At 59.1% G+C, this 19,229-nt stretch carries 18 protein-coding genes and 1 pseudogene; 9 read left to right on the forward strand and 10 right to left on the reverse strand.

Annotated features, from left to right (window positions below):
• Positions 1-15: 15 nt before the first annotated feature.
• Genes RYA97_RS03905 through RYA97_RS03930 form a run of 6 tightly spaced genes read left to right on the forward strand, consistent with a single transcriptional unit; the run spans position 16 to position 5,982 of the window.
• On the forward strand, positions 16-1,152 hold the full coding sequence (locus RYA97_RS03905) for a hypothetical protein (protein WP_316891923.1): 1,137 nt from the start codon (positions 16-18) through the stop codon (positions 1,150-1,152).
• Positions 1,149-2,195: a hypothetical protein gene (locus RYA97_RS03910; protein WP_316891924.1), complete on the forward strand. Its 1,047-nt coding sequence runs from the start codon at positions 1,149-1,151 to the stop codon at positions 2,193-2,195. The genes RYA97_RS03905 and RYA97_RS03910 overlap by 4 nt, the downstream gene beginning before the upstream one ends.
• A gap of 14 nt (positions 2,196-2,209) precedes the next feature.
• Positions 2,210-2,797, forward strand: a complete 588-nt coding sequence (locus tag RYA97_RS03915; RefSeq protein ID WP_316891925.1) for a dephospho-CoA kinase — start codon at positions 2,210-2,212, stop codon at positions 2,795-2,797.
• Positions 2,794-4,377, forward strand: coding sequence for an alkaline phosphatase family protein (locus RYA97_RS03920; RefSeq protein WP_316891926.1), 1,584 nt, complete (start codon positions 2,794-2,796; stop codon positions 4,375-4,377). Before RYA97_RS03915 ends, RYA97_RS03920 begins: the two co-directional genes overlap by 4 nt.
• 38 nt (positions 4,378-4,415) lie before the next feature.
• Positions 4,416-5,213 (forward strand): HAD-IIA family hydrolase, encoded by a 798-nt coding sequence (locus RYA97_RS03925; RefSeq protein ID WP_010202474.1) that lies wholly within the window; start codon positions 4,416-4,418, stop codon positions 5,211-5,213.
• A 28-nt stretch (positions 5,214-5,241) separates the two neighbouring features.
• Positions 5,242-5,982, forward strand: a complete 741-nt coding sequence (locus RYA97_RS03930; RefSeq protein WP_005732092.1) for a GntR family transcriptional regulator — start codon at positions 5,242-5,244, stop codon at positions 5,980-5,982.
• A 58-nt stretch (positions 5,983-6,040) separates the two neighbouring features.
• On the opposite strand, the pseudogene RYA97_RS03935 reads toward RYA97_RS03930, so the two are convergent.
• The 9 genes and pseudogenes from RYA97_RS03935 to RYA97_RS03975 all read right to left on the reverse strand — a co-directional run.
• A pseudogene (locus RYA97_RS03935) lies at positions 6,041-6,214 on the reverse strand (LysR family transcriptional regulator); the annotation flags it as partial.
• A gap of 57 nt (positions 6,215-6,271) precedes the next feature.
• A complete protein-coding gene (locus RYA97_RS03940) occupies positions 6,272-6,421 on the reverse strand; it encodes an NAD(P)-binding domain-containing protein (protein ID WP_162882916.1) in 150 nt (49 codons plus the stop codon).
• 173 nt (positions 6,422-6,594) lie between these two features.
• Positions 6,595-7,239: a dihydroxyacetone kinase subunit DhaL gene (gene dhaL, locus RYA97_RS03945; RefSeq protein ID WP_316891927.1), complete on the reverse strand. Its 645-nt coding sequence runs from the start codon at positions 7,237-7,239 to the stop codon at positions 6,595-6,597.
• Between the two features lie 3 nt (positions 7,240-7,242).
• The gene (locus tag RYA97_RS03950) at positions 7,243-8,244 is read right to left on the reverse strand and encodes a dihydroxyacetone kinase subunit DhaK (RefSeq protein WP_010202455.1); all 1,002 of its coding nucleotides are present in this window, start codon (positions 8,242-8,244) and stop codon (positions 7,243-7,245) included.
• Between the two features lie 40 nt (positions 8,245-8,284).
• Positions 8,285-9,400: an erythritol/L-threitol dehydrogenase gene (locus RYA97_RS03955; protein ID WP_005777414.1), complete on the reverse strand. Its 1,116-nt coding sequence runs from the start codon at positions 9,398-9,400 to the stop codon at positions 8,285-8,287.
• A 29-nt stretch (positions 9,401-9,429) separates the two neighbouring features.
• Positions 9,430-10,185: an SDR family oxidoreductase gene (locus RYA97_RS03960; RefSeq protein WP_016981315.1), complete on the reverse strand. Its 756-nt coding sequence runs from the start codon at positions 10,183-10,185 to the stop codon at positions 9,430-9,432.
• Between the two features lie 135 nt (positions 10,186-10,320).
• A complete protein-coding gene (locus RYA97_RS03965) occupies positions 10,321-11,331 on the reverse strand; it encodes a substrate-binding domain-containing protein (RefSeq protein WP_316891928.1) in 1,011 nt (336 codons plus the stop codon).
• A gap of 43 nt (positions 11,332-11,374) precedes the next feature.
• A complete protein-coding gene (locus RYA97_RS03970; RefSeq protein WP_005743693.1) occupies positions 11,375-12,352 on the reverse strand; it encodes an ABC transporter permease in 978 nt (325 codons plus the stop codon).
• Positions 12,349-13,836 (reverse strand): sugar ABC transporter ATP-binding protein, encoded by a 1,488-nt coding sequence (locus tag RYA97_RS03975; RefSeq protein ID WP_316891929.1) that lies wholly within the window; start codon positions 13,834-13,836, stop codon positions 12,349-12,351. Before RYA97_RS03975 ends, RYA97_RS03970 begins: the two co-directional genes overlap by 4 nt.
• Positions 13,837-14,117: 281 nt before the next feature.
• On the opposite strand from RYA97_RS03975, the gene rpiB reads away from it, so the two are divergent.
• The 3 genes from rpiB to RYA97_RS03990 all read left to right on the forward strand — a co-directional run bounded on the left by rpiB (position 14,118) and on the right by RYA97_RS03990 (position 18,075).
• Positions 14,118-14,579: a ribose 5-phosphate isomerase B gene (gene rpiB, locus RYA97_RS03980; RefSeq protein WP_004667607.1), complete on the forward strand. Its 462-nt coding sequence runs from the start codon at positions 14,118-14,120 to the stop codon at positions 14,577-14,579.
• A 67-nt stretch (positions 14,580-14,646) separates the two neighbouring features.
• A complete protein-coding gene (locus RYA97_RS03985) occupies positions 14,647-15,627 on the forward strand; it encodes a sugar-binding transcriptional regulator (RefSeq protein WP_004662175.1) in 981 nt (326 codons plus the stop codon).
• Positions 15,628-15,699: 72 nt separating this feature from the next.
• Positions 15,700-18,075, forward strand: coding sequence for a glucose/quinate/shikimate family membrane-bound PQQ-dependent dehydrogenase (locus RYA97_RS03990; RefSeq protein WP_316891930.1), 2,376 nt, complete (start codon positions 15,700-15,702; stop codon positions 18,073-18,075).
• A gap of 81 nt (positions 18,076-18,156) precedes the next feature.
• Here RYA97_RS03990 and RYA97_RS03995 read toward each other — a convergent pair whose 3' ends face one another.
• Positions 18,157-18,930: a helix-turn-helix transcriptional regulator gene (locus RYA97_RS03995; protein ID WP_005743697.1), complete on the reverse strand. Its 774-nt coding sequence runs from the start codon at positions 18,928-18,930 to the stop codon at positions 18,157-18,159.
• Between the last annotated feature and the right edge of the window lie 299 nt (positions 18,931-19,229).

The raw sequence follows: 19,229 nt of genomic DNA on the forward strand, positions 1-19,229 counted from the left end.
GCCGGGGAGATAATCATGTCGCAATCCACGACCACGCAAACGGCTATTGTGTTTGGTAGCTGGAAGATCCGCCATCAGGAGCCGTTCGGCAGCGATGACCACACGTTGTATGCCATTGCTGCGGACACGGCATTGCTGGGCGAGCTGACCGCGGTCGCTGACCTGCGAGGCAGCCACCGGGTTCTGGCCCGCTGGGACGCCGATGGGGCAATGCTTCTTGATGATGAAAACGGTGATCTGGGCGACGAAACTTGCCACAACCTGTCCGGAGCCGCCATCCCGCTTGCGATCATCACGTTACAGGCGGACCACGTATATATCAGTCACCTGCTGAATCGCATTGATGTGCATCGTTCGCTTTTCGTACAACCTCCGCTTGAGATCGAGCAGCCCGCAGTCCCGCAGAACCTGTTGATGGCGCTGCGCGACGCGTTCGAACGTAACCACTTGGCGATCAACAATTGGGAATGTCGCTACGCCACCACCGAGCAGACGTATGTCGAGTCCTTCGAACTGCCCCCCGACTGCCATGCGCGGATGCTCGGCGAGGCCTGGTTCGATGCCAGTTTCAGCCCGGCAATGGCGCCGTTCACCAGCCAGTGCGGTGACGAATTTCAGGTCTGGGATCATCAGGTGACTGCCGCCCGTGATGAAGACGGGGGCTATGTGTGGGTCGAGCATTGCAGCCGCAAACGCAAGCTGGCGGTCAATGAACCCATCGTGCAGTTGTTTCGCAGTGCGCCGGGGAGCTTGTCGGGCACGGTGAAGCACCTGGCGCTGGGCTCACCGACGCTGGAGGCTATGGCCATGAGCGTTGACAGCACATTGCAGGCACTTGGCGAGTATCGACGTTATGCATTCAGTGCGCCGTGCGAGTCGGTGCAAAGCGGCAACCTGTTCGTGATCACGTTCGAGACCTGCACGCCACTCGCTGCGCATTCGGCCAGCACGACACGCGGTGACGTGCGCTTTCTCAAGTCCCGAGGCGTAATAGACCCTCAGGCAATTAACGCCGATCTGCGCGAGCTGATGAAACGTCTGCACGCGTTTCTGGACGAGCGTCGCCAGGAATGCTGGCCGCTGGCCGACCGTTTTGCATTTCTGCACTCGCCATCGCCCTTTATCACCACCCGGGAGAGCCTGTACTCATGAGCCGCTATCTTTGCAATGGACGCTATCGATTCGAACTGGATGATCAGACCTCGGGCTCTGCACTGGCCCAGCGGCTGCGAGTCTTCCTCGCACCTTACTTTGCCGAAGTCGCGGACGACGGCCAGACCACCGTCGACTTGAGGGTCCGGCTGCACGACAGCACCGCCTTCAAGCCGGAATGGATTGGCCTCTGCGCCACCCCCGACATCATTCGCGAAACCTATGCCCCTGGTTTTACCCTGCGTGTTCTGCGTGGCCACGACCCTCAGACCGGTCTGGACTACGCCTGGGATGCCGATACGCAGGTCGGCTACCGGATTGACCGGGCGCGTCACACTGTGGATTTTCACGGCGACGAAAATGCATTCATCCACTTGATCGAGCTGGTGCGCTACTACGGCCTGCTGGTCGAGCAGGCCAAAGGCAGTGTGATCATGCATGCGTCGGCGGTGGTCGGGCCGGACGGTGGAATCGTTGCAATCGGCGGTGCGAAGGGAGCTGGCAAGACCACTACCATGCTGGATCTGGTGCTGTCCGAGGGGTATCTGTACTTTTCCGGTGACAAGCTGTTGCTGGACTGTATCGACGGCCGGGTTCGTGCCCGTGGCTGGCCGGACTACCCGCATGTCGGTGTCGGCACGCTACGTACACACCCCGAACTGGCCAAACGACTCGATCTGGCTGCGGTGGCCGATGACCTGTCGATTGCACACACCGAAAAACGCCTGTGCATGCCAGAAACCATGCGCGCCGCACTCAAGGCCAGCCCTGAAGGGTGTGGCTGGCTGCAAACAGTCTTACTGCCCAATGTAGCGGCGCGGGGCAAGTTGCAGATCCATGCGATGGGGCACGATGCGATTCTGGAGCAAATCCACTCGCCCACGCTCTTCGAGTGGCCGCACCGTTTCGTGACCTCAACCTGGCACGGCCTGCTTGACGACACTTCGCTGACCGATACCGTGCCAGCGCAGATCGTCCGGGGGCTGCTCGGCGTGCAATGGCAAAGTCGTGTCGGCGTGGCGCGTGAACTCATCAGCGCCTGAGATAAGGAGATCCCATGAACCACGCTAACCAATTGCGTCTGGCCCTGGTGGCCCCCAGCGGCTCCGGAAAGAGCACGACCGCTCAGTTGCTGCGTGAGCATTTCGAAGAGGCCGGGCTGTCGGTAGAGGTCATCAAGCTGGCCCAGCCACTGTATGAGTTGCAAGGCATGTTTTACGAACAGGCCGGGGTGGAGCTGGCAAGCGGCAGTCAGAACCAGCGCCTGCTGGAGTGCATCGCGCGCGAACTAAGGGTTCTGGACGGTCAGTCGCTGGTCAAGAACTTCGCAGGGCGGTTGATGCAGTCCCGCGCGCAGGTTGTCATCAACGACGACCTGCGCGATGACACCGTCGACTGGCCGTATCTGTATGAGCAAGGCTTTCAGGTGATCAAGGTGCTGGCCGATTCATCCTTGAGGCAATTGCGTCTAGGCCTGCGCGGCGACATCAGCGTGGTGGAAAACAGCGCGCTTGATCTACAGATGCGCCGGATCGACGCGGATTACGTACTGCCCAACAGCGGTTCGCTGGCGCAACTGAAGCAGCGTGTTGCAGTGGTGGGCCGATGGGCAATGCACGGTGCTCAGCGCCGGATAGCTTCATGAAAGGCGCTGATCCGTTGATCTGGCTGTTGATCGACGGGCTGTCGTGGGAGCTGGTCAACCGTTATCGGACAAGAAAACCTGAGCAGCCCTCTGCGCGCTGGCCGTGCTACCCGCTGTTGCCGTTGTCGCCCAATTGTCAGACCCCGCCATCGTTGCTGTCGATTTTCAGCGGCACACAGGTCAATGAGCACGGTTTGACCGGTTATCTCGTCCCGGCGCCGACACCTCGGAACAGCCTGGCCGTGGCGGATGCCTTTCAGGCCTGGCCGCGTGATATAGACATGGTCTGGGACGAATGGGCGCGTCAGGGCATTACTTTTCGCCTGTGCGCGGTGCCCTTTGTCCAGCCGGACAGGCTGGGCAGTGCATTGCTCGGGCAAAGCTGTGTGTATGAGGGCTTTTCCGTACCTCCCGAGTTGATCGAAAACGGCGGGCACCTGCGCATCGAGAGGCTGGGCATGGCTGCCAGGGTCAGCTCGCGCGATGACGGTGCAATGCTCGACTGGCCAGCTGAGGATGGCCGTGCACCCTGCTGGTTACCGCTTGGCAGTACGGTGCACTTGCCGCTGCCGGAGAAAGGGCCTGGCAACGTTTGCAAGGCAATTGCGCTGCGTGCCGTATGTGTCGAAAACCGGATAAGTGTGGTCAGTTTCGGCTACCAAGAGGTTCAGGCGCTGGATTTGCAGAGCGACAAAAGCAAGGCTTATGTGGCCAGGGACCTGACCGTGTTGTATCGCAGCGGGCAACTGGGCAAGCGGCTGGATGAAGGCGGGCAGGGCACAGCGGAGTGGCTGTTGCTGGAACTGATGCGGGAGATGCATGAAAGCTTTTGCAGTGACATTGTCGGCGCAGTCCGTGCGGGTGATGCACAGCGAGTCATCGGTTATTACCCGGTGGTCGATCTGCTTTCGCATCATTTGCTCAAATACCTTACGCCAGACTGGGCCAGTGAGCGCATGCGCGAGGTCGGGCAACAGTTGTTCGATGAAGTATCGGGTTGGGTCGACGAGCTGATTCAGCGCTGCATGGATGCGGCGGGTGGCGAGGTACGCTGCGTCGCTCATTCGGATCACGGCATGGCCCCGGTCCATCACGACCTATACCCCAATGCATTTTTCGAGCGTCAGGGCTGGCTGGTCTATGACTCGGCGGGCGTGCCGGATATGCATAAAAGCGCGGCAGTCTTTCATCCGGCAGACAACGGTCTGCTGCTGTTCAATGAGGCGCGGCTCGCGATGTCGGGGCATGACCCCCGTTCAGTCACCGAAGCCTGGCGGCAAAGCCTTGCGCAGCCTTTTCAACATGAATGGACGATGTTCGAGTACCCGGGCGAGCAGCGTTTCCCCGAAGGCTGGACGGGCTCCTGCTATTGGCAGGCTCCAAGAGGGGCCCGGCTGATTGCGGCACGTTCAGAGCACTGTGTCCGCCTTAGCCGTAAAGGTGGCGACCACACGGTGTGCGCCTCTGACCCGTGGTTGCGTGGCGTGGTGCTGGATGCCAGCAGCACGCCATTGCCACGTCCTGCCAACCCTGAACTGACATTGCCCGAGATTCGCCAATGGCTGACTGCCAAATTGTGAAACCTGCCCCGATCATTTCAGCCACAGGGAGCTTATCCATGAATTTTGACAGCCTGCTGTTGGACATCGACGGTACACTCATCCTCAAGGGACAGCCTTTACCCGGTGCAGCCGAGGCACTGAGTTTCGCCAGGGCTCAGGGGCTGCGCCTGCAACTGCTGACCAACACCACGGCAAAGATGCCGGAGGCCCTGGCGCAAGAGCTGTGTCAGGCCGGAATCGAGGTGGTCCCCGACGAAATTCAGACTGCCACAACGGCCTGTGTGGGCTATTTGCAGCAGCATGCGCAACTCAAGTGCCATCTGCTGGTGCCCGACTCGATCAGAGCGGCCTTCAACGACATTCTTACAGACGATACAAACCCTGACGTGGTGGTCATCAGCGATATTGGCGAGGCATTCGATTACGCAACGCTGAATCGCTGCTTCCGCATGCTGCGGGGCGGCGCTCGTCTTATTGCGTTGCAAAAAAACCTGTTCTGGTTCGATCGTGATGGGGAGCGTCTCGATTGCGGCGCCTTCATCGTTGGTCTTGAGGCCGCAGCGCAGGTGCAGGCGTTGGTCATGGGCAAGCCGTCACCGATGTTTTTCGAGGCTGCCCTGCGCAAACTCGATACCTGCGCCAGCCGCACCCTGGTGGTGGGTGATGATGTTTTGACCGACTGCGCCGGGGCAAAAGCCGTTGGTGCCAGCAGCCTGCTGGTGCGTACCGGGAAATATGATCTCGCACTTTTTGATGCCCATAGGCACAACGTGGATGCGGTGATTGACGGCATTGCAGATTTTCCGCGCTGGTGGGCGTCCGGCAATACCGCAGATCGTCATGACCAACGTTAAGTAACCGGATTACAAGGACGAATCATCAATGCAGACAGCATGTGCCAAAAAGTCGAAAGAACGCCCGGAAAATATATCGGAGCGGATTTACGCCCGGATCAAAGAAGACATTTCCGAATTTCGTCTATTACCCGGCGAACGATTTACTGAAGGTGAGGTGGCAGAACGCGTTCAGGCCAGTCGTACACCGGTCAGACAGGCATTGTTCCGGCTGGAGCAGGAAGGGTACGTGGAGGTTTATTACCGCAGCGGCTGGCAAGTACGTCCCTTTGATCCCCGACATTTCGAAGAGTTGTATGACGTGCGTGTGGTGCTTGAACTGGAGGCGCTTGCCAGGCTGGGCTTGATGGACCTGAGCGTCGAGCCGCTGATCGATGAACTAACACGCACCTGGCTGGTGCCGAAACACGAGCGATTGAGGGACACCGATATCCTGGCCAGATTGGGCGAGCGGTTTCATTGTGCGTTGGTAGAGGCGGTGGGTAACCGGGAAATGGCGAGGCTGCATTATGAGATCACCGAGAAGACCCGGACTATCCGCCGTCTTGAGTTCAGTGCCTCCAGAGTCGATGCAACGTACGAAGAGCATGGCAGCATTCTTCAGGCCCTCTTGCAACATCAACCTCAACAGGCTCAGCAGTTGCTGGAAGCGCATGTCGAACTCAACAAGGAGGAAGCGCGCAGAGCCACCCAGCATGTTTTACGTCGCGCGCGGCATTACGCCGAGAAAAGCCGCGAGCCCGCCAGGCTGCGCGTGCAAACACAATGAACGATGGCTGCGGGGCTACGCGTTTCGGTCGTTTGATGAATCACCGGTAGCGCAATGCCTCCAGCACCTGAATCAGGCGTCCGGCTTCGATATGCTCGGCGACAAGGTCATGCGGAATGTAACTCAGGCCGAAGCCATCGAGTGCAGCATCCAGCAGTGGATAGACCCCGTTGAACGTGACCTGACCGGTGACACGCACGTTCATGCTCTCGCCATCCTTGGCGAACTCCCAGCGAGTGGGCCATCGCATTGATGCGGATCTTGCCGGCAGGCGTATCGCGCAGGTCGCTCAGGCCTGCCAGTTCGATTTCATCGCCTCGGCGTTGTCCTGACGCAAATCGGCGAGCACGACGTGCCTGCCCGCACTGACACGCCGTGCTATGGCTTGCCCTATGGAGCCTGCACCGATGACTACGGTGACTTTTCTCGGGTCTTTCATGAACAGTTCCTCGGTGAAACGCGAGCGAATCCGCGTGTGCAGATTCGCTGCGTGATGTCCGGATCACCTTATAGCGCTGTCATTTGGTCAACAATGGGGTGTTATCGGGATAGGCTCATGAAACTGCTTCATGAATGAAGGTGCCTATTCACACTGGACTGTCATGTAGCCGCTCATACCAGCCTCGGCTGCACTGAATCCGCCAATTGCGTCAGGATCACGCAGCACGACACCGCGCCGGCATCCAGCACGCCAAGCGATCGTTCGCCCAGGCGACTCGCTCGGCCTATCTTCGCTACCAGATCACGGGTTGAATCGCGCCCTTGTGATGCAGCGCTTTTCATTGCATAGAGCGCTGCACTGAATGACTCACCCCGGGCGTGGGCCTGCTCGAAGGCTTCGACGGCCGGAATCAGCGTATCCATCAGGCATTTATCGCCGACGCCGGCTTCGGTGATGTCCTGCAGTGAAGTGAGGCCGCCACGCAGCAGTTTGGCGAAGGCCGCGGCATCGATCTCCTCGCAGCCGCGTACCTGATCGGCCATGCCGATAAACAGGCTGCCATACAGCGGGCCCATGGATCCGCCGATGCCTTCCATCAGGCTCAGGGTCAGCTCATCCAGCGCCTCGGCGAGGCTCAACTGGCGGTCTTCGATGGTACGACCGCAGTGGGCGAAGCCCTTGGCCATATTGATGCCATGGTCGCCGTCACCGATCGCGCCATCTACTTCGCTGAGGTATTCGCGGTTGGCGACGATCACGCTCACCAGGTCGGCAACGATGGCAGTGCCATGTTGGGTAGAGAATTGCTCGCTCATGGTTCACTCCGCCTGGGTCATGCCGATGGAACGGCAAGGGTGGTCGATCAGGGTTTTCAGTTCGGCGTCCAGGCCAAGCAGCGTCAGGGTTACCCCCATCATCTCCAGCGACGTGAAGTAATTGCCCACGTAGCAACGATGGATTTTCAAGCCCCGAGCCTTGAGCAGACGCTCGACTTCGGCGTAGAACACGTAGAGTTCCATTACCGGTGTTGCTCCGAGGCCTGAAACCAGCACGACTACGCTGTCGTCCACGCTGAAATCCCGGTCGGCCAGAATCGGCGCGAGCATGCGTTCTGCCATGGCCGCCGCAGACTCGATGTCGATGACTTCGATACCCGGTTCGCCATGGTGACCGATGCCCAGCTCCATTTTGCCGTCGGGGATCTGAAAGTTGGGTTTGCCGACTGCCGCGATGGTGCAGGGCGTCAGGCCGATACCGATGGATCGGCATTGATCCACGGCCTTTTGCGCGACACGGATCACGCCGTCCAGATCGTAACCGTGTGCGGCGGCAGCGCCACCGACCTTCCACATGAAAATTTCCCCGGCCACGCCACGACGCTTGGCGATATCGGCTTTCGGCGCCGAGGCCACATCGTCGTTGGCCACCACGGTGCGCACTTGCAGGTCTTTGCTGGCGGCCATTTTCATCGCCAGCTTCACGTTCATATTGTCGCCCGCGTAGTTGCCGTACAGGCAGGCGATGCCTGCACCATGATCGGCCGCGCGAAAGGCGTCGAAAAAGCTCTTGGCAGTAGGCGAGGAAAAAATCTCGCCGACCGCTACCGCATCTACCAGCCCTGGACCGACATAGCCGAGAAAGGCCGGTTCATGACCCGAGCCGCCGCCGGTAACGATACCGACGCGCCCTTGCTCCGAAGGCCGGGTTTTGCTGATGACCCGTGGATTGCCGTCACTTTGCGACAGTTCGGGGTGCGCTACCAGAATGCCGCGCAGCATGTCCTCGACCACCTGGTCCGGATCGTTTATCACTCGGTTCATAACGCAATTTCCTGTGTTCTTTTTATAAGGATCGGGTGGGTCAAGGTTGCAGAACGACCTTCAATGATTTGTCGCCACGCTCCATGACCGCGAACGCCTCCTTGAACTCCGCCAGGGGGAATTTGTGCGTGACGACATCGCGCATGTCGATCTTGCGGTTGCCAATGAAGTCGATGGCGCGCGGGTACATGTAAGGCCCCAGATGGGAGCCGAGTACGTCCAGTTCCTTGCGGTCGCCAATGATCGACCAGTCCACCGTGGCCTCGTCGTTGAACACGCTGAACTCCACAAAACGCCCGAGTTTGCGCAGCATTGCCAGGCCCTGATTGACCGCCTTGTGATGCCCTGTGGCTTCTATATAGATGTCGCAGCCGTAGCCGCCGGTTATCTCACGGATCTTCGCCAGTACATCGACCTCGGCCGGGTTCCACACCTCGTCAGCGCCCATGCGCAAGGCGAGGGCGGCGCGCTCGGGTTTCATGTCCAGCACAATGAGTTTTTTCGGGTTGCGCATACGCACTGCGCCAATGATCCCGAGGCCCAGCGTGCCCGCACCGGCGACCACCACGATGTCGTCGAAATCGACATTGGCTCGTTCTGCCGCGTGCAACGAGCAGGCCAGCGGTTCGATCAGGATCGCTTCGTCCGGGGCAATCGAATCCGGCACTTTATGGATGATGCCTTCTTTGGTGAAGATCATGTACTGGGCCATAGCGCCCTGCACGTTGTTCTGAAAACCGTACAGGTCGTGTTTCTGACACATCCAGTATTGCCCGTGGTTGCAGAAGCGGCAGCCCCAGCACGGGACGATCTGCTCGGAAATCACCCGGTCGCCGATCTGCACGCCACGCTTTTCTGCGCCTGGGCCGAGCGCGACCACCCGGCAGACAAATTCATGGCCCGGAATCATCGGTGGTTTGACGTAACGGGGCTGCTCGGCATCGCCCCAGAATGACGGAGCGCCGCGGTAGGTCTTGATGTCGCCCATGCAAATCCCGCAAAGCTCTACCTTGGTGAGGATTTCGTCGGGGCCTGGCGTCGGCACATCGACGGTCTCCAGCCGGTAGTCTTCCGGGCCATAGCAAACCACTGCCTGCATGGTGGACGGAATCACGGGAGAGAGTTGTTCGGCAGTGCGTTCAATGACGGTGGACATGACGATAAACCTCGCAACAGAAAAGTGAATTACTGGATGCTGTAGCCGCCGTCGATCACCACGTTTTCACCGGTGATCATGCTGGCGGCATCGCTGAGCAGGTACAGGGCCAGCCCTGCTATTTCCTCCGGCTGAGCGAAGCGGCCTGCCGGGATCTGCGATTTGGCCCGCTCTCCGAGTTCGCCCGCCCAGGCTTTTTTGCCCAGCGCGGTCTCGACGATGGTGGGTGAGATGGCGTTGACGTTGATGTGCGGTGCCCACTCCATGGCCAGTACTTTGGTCATGCCGACCACGGCAGCCTTGCTTGCGCAGTAGGCGACATGCCGGTCCAGGCCGATTACGGCAGCCTGCGAAGCGAGGTTGACGATGCGCCCGCTGCCTTGGGTGAGCATGTGCCGGGCGCAGGCCTGCGCCACGAAGAAACTGGCCTTCAGATTGATATCCAGGGTGGTGTCCCAGGCGTCTTCGCTGACATCGACGGCTTTGTCCAGCACGGCAACACCAGCGCTGTTGACCAGATAGTCGATGCGCTTGAAGTGCTCAAAGACGGTGTCGATGGTGCTGTTGACCTGATCGATCCTGCGCAGATCGACCGTGATGCCGATGTTCCCGCTGCCAAGGCTGGCAGCCACGTCGACCACTGTAAGGTCGCGGTCCAGAAGTGCGACCCGAGCGCCTCGCTCGACCAGCAGGCGGGCACAGGCAAGACCAATCCCTGCGGCCCCGCCGGTGATGACCGCGCAACGGCCATTGAGATCGAAGGCCTTGTTCCAGAATTCAGACATGAAAATGACTCCTTTAGCGCTGTTTTTTGAAGACTCAAACACGTCAGCTTTTGATTCTGGCCGAAGGCCGTGGGAGCGAACCGGGCGACGCTTCGCTCCCACGCCCTTCGGGCAGAAGCGGGAATCTCAGACCGGTTACTTGCCGCCGCTGACCTGTTGATACAGCGCATCGGCGTTGGCGTCGGTGACCGGTACCCAAGGCAGGATGTAGTTTTTGTCCGTGCCGTCACCCCATTTGACGTCCTTGGCGTAGCGCTGCCAGATCACCGACTGTGGCTTGTAGTCTTTCCCGGCCAGGGCGCGCAGGGCGACATCCAGTGCGCCTTGGGATTGCGCCTGGGCGTCTTGCAGGAAGGTGGTGATTTCATTTTTCTTCGCAGCCTGAATGGCATCAGGCATGCCGTCGATGGAGGTGATCGGCACTTCCGCAGGCTTCAGGTTGCGGGACTTCACCGCTTGCAGGGCCCCGAGAGCCATATCGTCGTTCTGCGAGATGATCCCGGAGATACCGCCGTTCTGATGCGCGTTGAGCCAGTCTTCGGTCAGCGTCTGGGCTTCGGCACGTGACCAGTTGGCGGTTTTCTTCTCAATGATCTTGATGTCCGGGTGTTTGCTCAGGACTTCCAGCTCGCCTTTTTCACGATCAATCTGGGCTGACTGGCCAATTGGCCCCTGAATGATCACCACGTTGCCTTTGCCTTTAAGCTTGTCGACCATGGCCTGCGCCTGGAGGCGACCGCCCTCGACATCGTCGTTGCCGACGTAGGGCACTTTGTTGCCGGCAACCCGGGTGTTGGAAGCGATCACCGGAATGTCGTTCTCCATCGCCCTTGCCACGGTGCCGACGCCCGCCTTGGTGTCGATGGGTACGAAAATGATCGCATCGTAGTGCTGAGTGATCATGGTTTCGATCTGGTTGTTCTGGGTCAGTGCGTCGTAATTGCCGTCGAACACGGTGATCTTCACGGTGCCGTCCTTGACCGCCGGATGCTCCTTGAGCTCACGCACCCAGTTCTGCATGAACTGGCCCTTGAGGCCATACACCGCCGCGCCGATCTTGTAGGTCTTGCCATCGGCGGCCATGGAGATACTGCTGGCAAGCAGGGAGAACGCCGCGACCGCGGCCAGGGATGTACCGAATTTCATGATGAGAACCTCGTTATTGTTGTAGTCAGTCGTTCATGCCGGTTTAGCGTTTTTTCTTGCGCCACACGTCAATCAACACCGCAAACACGATAATCAGGCCCTTGGCGACCTGCTGGTAATAGGAGGACACGCCGAGCAGGTTCAGGCCGTTGTTGATCACCCCGATCAGCAATGCGCCGAACAGTGTGCCGACGATGCTGCCGGTGCCTCCCGACAGGCTGGTGCCGCCGATGACCACCGCGGCGATGGCGTCCAGCTCATAAGACATGCCGGCCTGGGGCAGGGCGGAGGTGGTTCTGGCGGACAACACCACGCCAGCCAGTCCCGCCAGCAGCCCGGAAACCACGTACACCGAAAACATCACCTTGCGCACACCGATCCCGGAGGTACGCGCGCTCTTTTCGTTGCCGCCGACGGCGTACACATAGCGGCCATAAGTGGTGTAGCGCAGGACCATCCAGAAAATCAGCGCGACTACGGCAAAGATGATGATGGGCACGCCAATCGGGCCGACCCTGCCGATGCCCAGCGCCAGATACTCTTCAGGCAAGTCCGTCACCGGGCTGCCGTCATTGAGTATGAAGGTCATGCCTCGGGCGATACTGAGCATGCCCAGAGTGGCCACAAACGGCGGGATTGAAAGGTTGGCGACCATGAAACCGTTGACCACGCCGAGCATGGCCCCGGCGAACATCCCGGCGCTGACCGCAGCCAGAAGGCCGTAACCCTGCGTTGCCACCAGTGCGCTGCACAACCCGGCAAACGCCAGAATAGAGCCGACGGAAAGGTCGATGCCCTTGGTCAGGATGACGTAGGTCATGCCGACCGCGAGAATGCCGTTGATCGACGTCTGGCGCAGAATGTCCATCCAGTTGCGCCAGGTCATGAAATATTCGCTGGCAAAGGCCATCACCAGGCACAGCAGAATGAACACTAGCGGCAGGCCAAAGCGATCAACGGACAAGCGCAGGCGGCTGCGTGGCGCAGTGGTGGCAGGGGCGACAATGGTTTTGGCATTCATGAGGCAAGACTCAGCAGGACTTCCTGGGAAAGATCGGCATCGCTGCTGATAGTCACCAGCCTGCCACCCTTGAACACAGCGATTCGATCACTCAGGCGCAACAGTTCCGGTGCTTCCGACGAAACCACGATGGCGGCCCCGCCAGCGCGTACGAACTGATCCAGCAGGTGATAGATTTCCTGTTTGGCGCCCTCGTCAATGCCTCGGGTCGGCTCGTCGCAGAGCAGGCAGACCGGCTCGGTCGAAAGGCATTTGGCGAGAACCACTTTCTGCTGGTTGCCGCCGCTCATCGACGCAACGGGCAGATCCAGTGATGCGGTCTTGATCTGCAGGCGCCTGACCATGTCTTCGGCCAGCTTGTGCTCTTTGCGCGCATCGATCAGCGACCAGTTCGACAGCTGTCTATAAGCCGACAAGGCGATGTTGGAAAGGATGCTGCCACTGAGCACCAGGCCGCTGTCCTTGCGGTCTTCGGTGACCAGTGAAACGCCTGCGCGGATGGTTGCCTTGGGCAGACCGATCGGCATGGGTTTGCCTTGCAGGGTGACACTGCCCGAGTCGGGCGTGGTCAGGCCGTACAGGCAGTTGAGAAACTCGCTGCGCCCCGACCCCATCAGCCCGTAGATGCCGAGAATTTCACCGTGACGCACGTGCAGGCTGATGTCTTCGAATTCGCCGTTGCGGCTCAGGCTTTCGACATTCAGGCAGCACTCGGCGGTGCATTCACGACCCACCTTGTGGTCGATGCGCTGCAACTCCTGGCCCACGATACCGCGCACCAGGTGTGCCCGGTCGATATCAGCCATGCGTCCGCTTTCGACGAAAGCGCCATCGCGAAAGATGCTGTAGTCGTCGGCAATCTGCGCCAGCTCGCTGAGGCGGTGAGAGACATAGATGATGCCTGCGCCTCGAGCAGCCAGTCGGCGGATGGCCTTGAACAGGGTTTGCGCCTCGCGCTCGCCAATCGCCGAGGTGGGCTCGTCCATGATCATCACTTCACAGTCGTGACTGAATGCCTTGGCTATCTCCACCAGTTGTATCTGCGCCACACTCAGCAAGTGCATGGAGCTGGTGGCGTCGACATCGAACTCCAGCTCTTCCAGCAGCTCGCGGGTGCGCCGATTCAATTCCTTGCTGTCAACGATGCACCCGGCCCTGCGCGGTTCGCGGCCCAGCCAGATGTTCTCGGCGACGGTCATGAAGGGGATCGGCTCCAGTTCCTGGGTGATCATTGCGATTCCGGCTGCGAGAGCGTCGCCAGGACGGCTGAACTGAACCGGTTCACCATTGAGCAGGATGGTCCCGGCATCGCGCTGGGTGATGCCCATCAGAATACTCAGGAAGGTGGACTTGCCCGCGCCATTGCCGCCACACAGGGCATGCACGCTTCCGGCTCGCAATGACAGACGCCCATCGCGCAGGGCGGGGATACCGGCGTAAGCCTTGGTGACATTTTCAGCCTGGAGCAGTAATGGCGTAGCCATTGGCGTGTCCTCGTGCTGTGAATTCTTATTAGGTGCACTGATGCGTTGCTCAGTGATCATATGTGTATCAAATGAAATTCTGATCAGTCAATCTCTTTCATATAAAAGTTTTAAAGCGTCGATTTCTGGCTTCGCTCATCGCAAATGAGAGCTTCTGATCAATGTTCATGCAAAAAAGCCGCTTGACAGTGCGTCGTTAATGCCCGAGAAATGACTGATCGGAATTTCACCGATTGAACATTTGGTCAGACAATAAGAACTCGACAGCGGAGCCTGATGCCATGAACACACCTTTCCCGGTGGCTATCGGATGTGATGAAGCGGGTTATGAACTCAAGGAACTGTTGAAGCGCCATATCGAGTCACTGGGTTATCCGGTGACTGACTTCGGCACTCATTCCACTGCGCCGGTGCTCTATCCGGACATCGCTCTGGCGGTCGCCACGGCGATCAATGCCGGCCAGCAGCGGCTTGGCGTGCTGGTCTGTGGTACTGGAATAGGCATGGCCATCTCCGCCAACAAGGTCCTTGGCATTCGTGCAGCTCAGGCTCACGACACCTACTCGGCAGAGCGGGCACGCAAGAGCAACGATGCGCAAATTCTTTCCGTCGGTGCACGAGTGATCGGTGCGGAACTGGCGAAAAGCATCGTCAAATCGTTTCTGGAGTCAGAGTTCGAGGCGGCTCGCTCCGGCGCCAAGGTCGAGCGTATTAACGCGATAGAGCGCGACGGGCATCAATAGAGAGTGGACGGCACAGGGCGGGAGTAGGGAGAATGCGCCTTTGACGTCGAAACGGAAGCTCGTCCACATGAGTGACAGTACCCAGCGCATGGCCAGCGACATCGATCTGATGACTGAAGTCGCGATGCTCTATTACCTTGAGAACGTCACTCAGGAAGCCATCGCCAAGCGCTTTGACCTGTCGCGCGCAAAAGTCAGCCGACTGCTCAAGCGCGCACGCGATGAAGGTATTGTCGAAGTGCGCGTGCTGCAGCATCCGGCAATGAACAACGAGCTGGAGCTGGCGCTGGTAGAGCGTTTTCAGCTCGACAGGGCGCTGATAGCAGTCGACCACAGCGACCCCGACACCCAACGTTCGGCGGTCGCCAGCCTGGTTGCCAACTACCTGAACAAAACCCTGAGCGATGGAATGATCGTTGCCGTGGGCATGGGCCGCAATGTCGGCGCAGTGGCGGATAACGTGTTTTTGCCGGTCACGCGCAACTGCACATTTGTCTGCGCCATTGGCGGTTCGCTCAAGGCTGGCGAATACATGAACCCCGATCATATCTGCCGCCGTCTGGCGCTGCGCTTCGGTGGCGAAAGTGAAAGCCTGTACGCGCCTGCCCTGGTGGCCAACCCCGAGCTGCGCAGCATTCTGATCAGCAATGACACTGTGCGCTCCACACTGGACCGTGCCCGCCGCGCAGACATGGCGCTGATTGGCATCGGTGACATGAGCGAAAACAGCAACATGGTGCGTATGGGCTGGTTTTCTCCGCAGGAGATTGCCCAGGCCAGATTGTCCGGTACCGTGGGCGACATGATGGGCTATGATTTCATCGATATTCACGGCCAGCCGGCAGTCAATGCCATTCAGGGCAGGGTTATCGGCCTGACCGTGCAAGAGCTGTTTCGTATCCCGGATGTAGTGGCCATCGCCAGCGAAAACACCAAAGCAGCCGCCACGCTGGGTGCATTGCGCTCAGGTGTGATCAATACCCTGGCGACCACTGTCACCAACGCCCATACCATCCTTGCGCTGGATGACGCGACGCGCAAAAACTGAACCGACACGCAGGATGGCGTGGCGTCGAAAAAGCTTTGCAGCGCAAGGTCATAACAAGAAAGGACAAGGACGATGATTCTGAAAGTGACAGGTATCGTGATCGCGATACTGAGTTTTATTCTGCTGTTCATGGGTGCGCAACTGGTCGCTGCCGGGGGTTCTCCTGCCTACTCGATCATTGCTCTGGTCTTGCTGGCCACGGCAACCCTGATCTTTCTGAAAAAGAAGTCGGCGCTGACCCTGTACGCATTGCTTATGTGGGGGATTCTGATCTGGATCATCTACGAAGTCGGCTTTGACAAATGGCAATGGATCCCCCGCGGTGATCTGTTTGCGCTGATCGGCCTCTGGCTTGCGCTGCCCTGGGTGGTGCGGCCGCTTTATCAGGCAGGTTCGAGCTTCGATAACCGTCGTTTTCATCCCTTTCTCGGCAGTACGCTGGGGGTGATGCTGGTGATCGTGGTTGCGCTCATGTTTCATGACCCGTACCCGCTTCAAGGGCAGATCAGTAATGCAACGCCCACCCGTAGCGCCGAGTCGGCAGGCAAGGACTGGGCGGCGTATGGCGGGACCACTGCCGGTCAGCGTTTTTCCAGCCTTGATCAGATCACCCCGAAGAATGTCGGCAAGCTTTCGGTCGCCTGGGAGTACCACACCGGCGACCTGCGTGACTCAGGCAAGGATGCGGGCGAGTACACTTTTGAAGCGACGCCGCTGAAGATCAACGACCGGGTGTATGTATGTACCCCGCATAACGAAGTGCACGCGTTGAACCCACAGACTGGGGAACTGGCCTGGAAATACACGCCCGAGAAAAAACGCTCCTACTTGCAGCAGCATCAGACCTGTCGGGGCGTCAGCTATTATTCCGCTGCATCCAGCCCTGATGGCCAGGTGCCACAGCCCGCTCAATGCGCAAAACGCATCATCACCGCCACCGCAGATGCCAGGCTGGTCGCGCTGGATGCAGACACCGGTAAATTGTGCGGCGATTTCGGCAACGGTGGCGTGATCGACTTGAGCGTCAACATGGGCGAGATTCGTCCACACGCGCTGATGCAGACCTCTGCGCCACTGATTGCAGGCGAGTTGATCGTGATTGGCAGTTCGGTGATGGATAACGGCTACGACGACGGCAACCCGTCCGGCGTCATCCGCGCCTATAACGTCATGACTGGCCAGCTGGTGTGGAACTTCGACCCGCAAAACCCCGACACTACCCAGCCGATAGCGGCCGACCAGAACTATCCGCAGGACACACCTGTTGCCTGGGCAACCCTGAGCGCTGATGTTGAAAACGGTCTTGTGTACGTTCCCTTCGGCAATGCCTCGCCTGACGAAACCGGCACCCGGCGTGACCCCGACAGCAATTCCGAGAAGTTTCGCGATGCGCTGGTGGCGCTGGACTTGAAAACAGGTGCGCTGCGCTGGAAGTTTCAGTCGTCGAACAATGACCTGTGGGATCGCGACAACCCTTCACAGCCGTCGCTGCTTGCCGTGGGAAAAGACGGCAACAGGCAGCCTGCATTGCTGTTGCCGACCAAAGTCGGGAATATCTTCGTGCTCAACCGCCTGACCGGCGAGCCGATAGTGCCTGTTGACCAGGTCAGCGTTCGCACCGAAGGCGGGGTTGCGGGCGAGCGTTTCGCGGCGACCCAGCCGGTCTCAAGGCTTAACTTCATCCCCCCGGCGTTGACCGAGAAGTCCATGTGGGGCATTACGCCTTTCGATCAGATGGCCTGTCGGATTACCTACAACTCACTTCGTTATGACGGCAATCCCTGGACACCTGCCACGGAGGCGGGCTCGCTGATCTATCCCGGCAATATCGGTGTGTTCAACTGGGGCTCGGTGGCGGTTGATCCTGACCGCCAATTGTTGATGGCGACACCGGTGCGCCTTGCTTACATCTACAACCTGATCAAGCGGCCCGATCAGGCTGCGCAGAAGCGTCTGTTCACTCAGGAAGGCAAGCCGTACTGGAACGAAAACTTCAACGGTGACTACGCCATCCGCATCTCAAGGTTCGCCTCCAGCCTTGGCATTCCCTGCACCGCGCCACCATGGGGAACCCTGGCAGGGGTTGACCTGGCCACCGGCAAAACCGAATGGACACGCCGGGTCGGCACCACCAAAAACCTCAAGACCAGCTTCATGCAGGAGCGTTTTCCAGTCGGCTTTCCGATGGGCATGGTCGCCCATGGTGGTCCGCTGGTTACCGCAGGTGGTCTGGTATTCCATGGGGCGACAGCGGATAACTTCTTTCGCGCTTACGATGTGAATAACGGAGACGTGCTCTGGGAGCATGAATTGCCGGCTGGAGGGCAAGCGACGCCTTCGACCTATACCGGCAGTGATGGCAAACAGTACGTGATCATCGCGGCTGGCGGCCACGGATCGCTTGGTACGACACTGGGTGACAGTGTGATTGCGTTCCGGCTTGATTGAGATCGGGTCAGGGCAGGGGAAAGGGCCGGAAAAGGCCCTTTTCAGCATCCGTATGATGCCTGCGCATTGCGTCAGGCAGTATCAGCCGCCTGCCATCCAGCGTGCCAGGCCATGCCGGCCGCTGACGCCGAGTTTGGCGGTGGCGCGCTTGAGGTAGGTTTCCACCGAGCTGTTCTTCACCTTCAGGCGCTGCGCCATTTCGGCCACAGTGCCGCCGGTCAGCAAACCCAGGCACACCTCCTGCTCGCGTGCGGACAGCGTGACCGAATCCTGTGCCAGCCTGCCACTGAATGCCTGATCCAGAGAACCGGGCTCCGGCTCGATACGGGGCTTGCGATGGCCTGCCTGGGCAAGGATTTGCGCATGATGCTCGACCAGCGGCAACAGTGTGTCGGAGAGACTCTTGAGCAATGAAAGCTCGGTCAGGGAAAACGCGCGCAGGGAAGTCAACCTATAAACGCAGATGATCCGTCGACGGTCACCGCTGCTGGAAACGAGATTGCACTGGTGAGTGTTTTGCTGTGGGCGTTGCGCGTCAAGCGGGGTTTTGAGCTGGACCAGCAACGGTGCCTGCATGTGCAGAATGCTTGATAGCAGAGGATGGTCAGTTGTTTCGGTGCTCGGAGGATCGTGCTGCAGGCCGGCGCTGCCGAGTAGATTGATGCGACTGATACTGCTTTGACGCACGTCCAGTGTCCATTCACTGAGCTCAAGCCCGTGAATAGGCACCAGCGAACCCACCAATTGCAACATCTGCTCGGAAAATGTGCCGGCACCGGTACTGGAAACCAGTTGAGCCAATTGCAGATAGAAGCGTGGATCGTCGCTGTATTCGAAATGTTGCGCCGTGTTCATCTTGAGCTTTCCTGATTCCGACCGCGCAAAAAGGACCTTGGTCGACTGCTGCGCGGTAACTACTGATTGCAATAACTGACAAGCCTGATGACTGGACTGGGTCTTTGGTATTCAGCCAAAGCTTTTGTCGTGCGTCTGTAACGGAAAACGGGGACAGATTTTCAACCTGCCAAACATGTATGAGCGATAAAGAGTGGCAATAAGCCAGTCGCCGGGGTCTGTCCGGGTTTAAGGGGCCATACATAGGTAAGTCGGCAGTGCTTAATCCGCGGCCTACCTGTCAAGAAGGACCTTGAGCC

Source organism: Pseudomonas syringae group sp. 26L6 (assembly GCF_032587815.1).
Classification (GTDB): domain Bacteria; phylum Pseudomonadota; class Gammaproteobacteria; order Pseudomonadales; family Pseudomonadaceae; genus Aquipseudomonas; species Aquipseudomonas amygdali.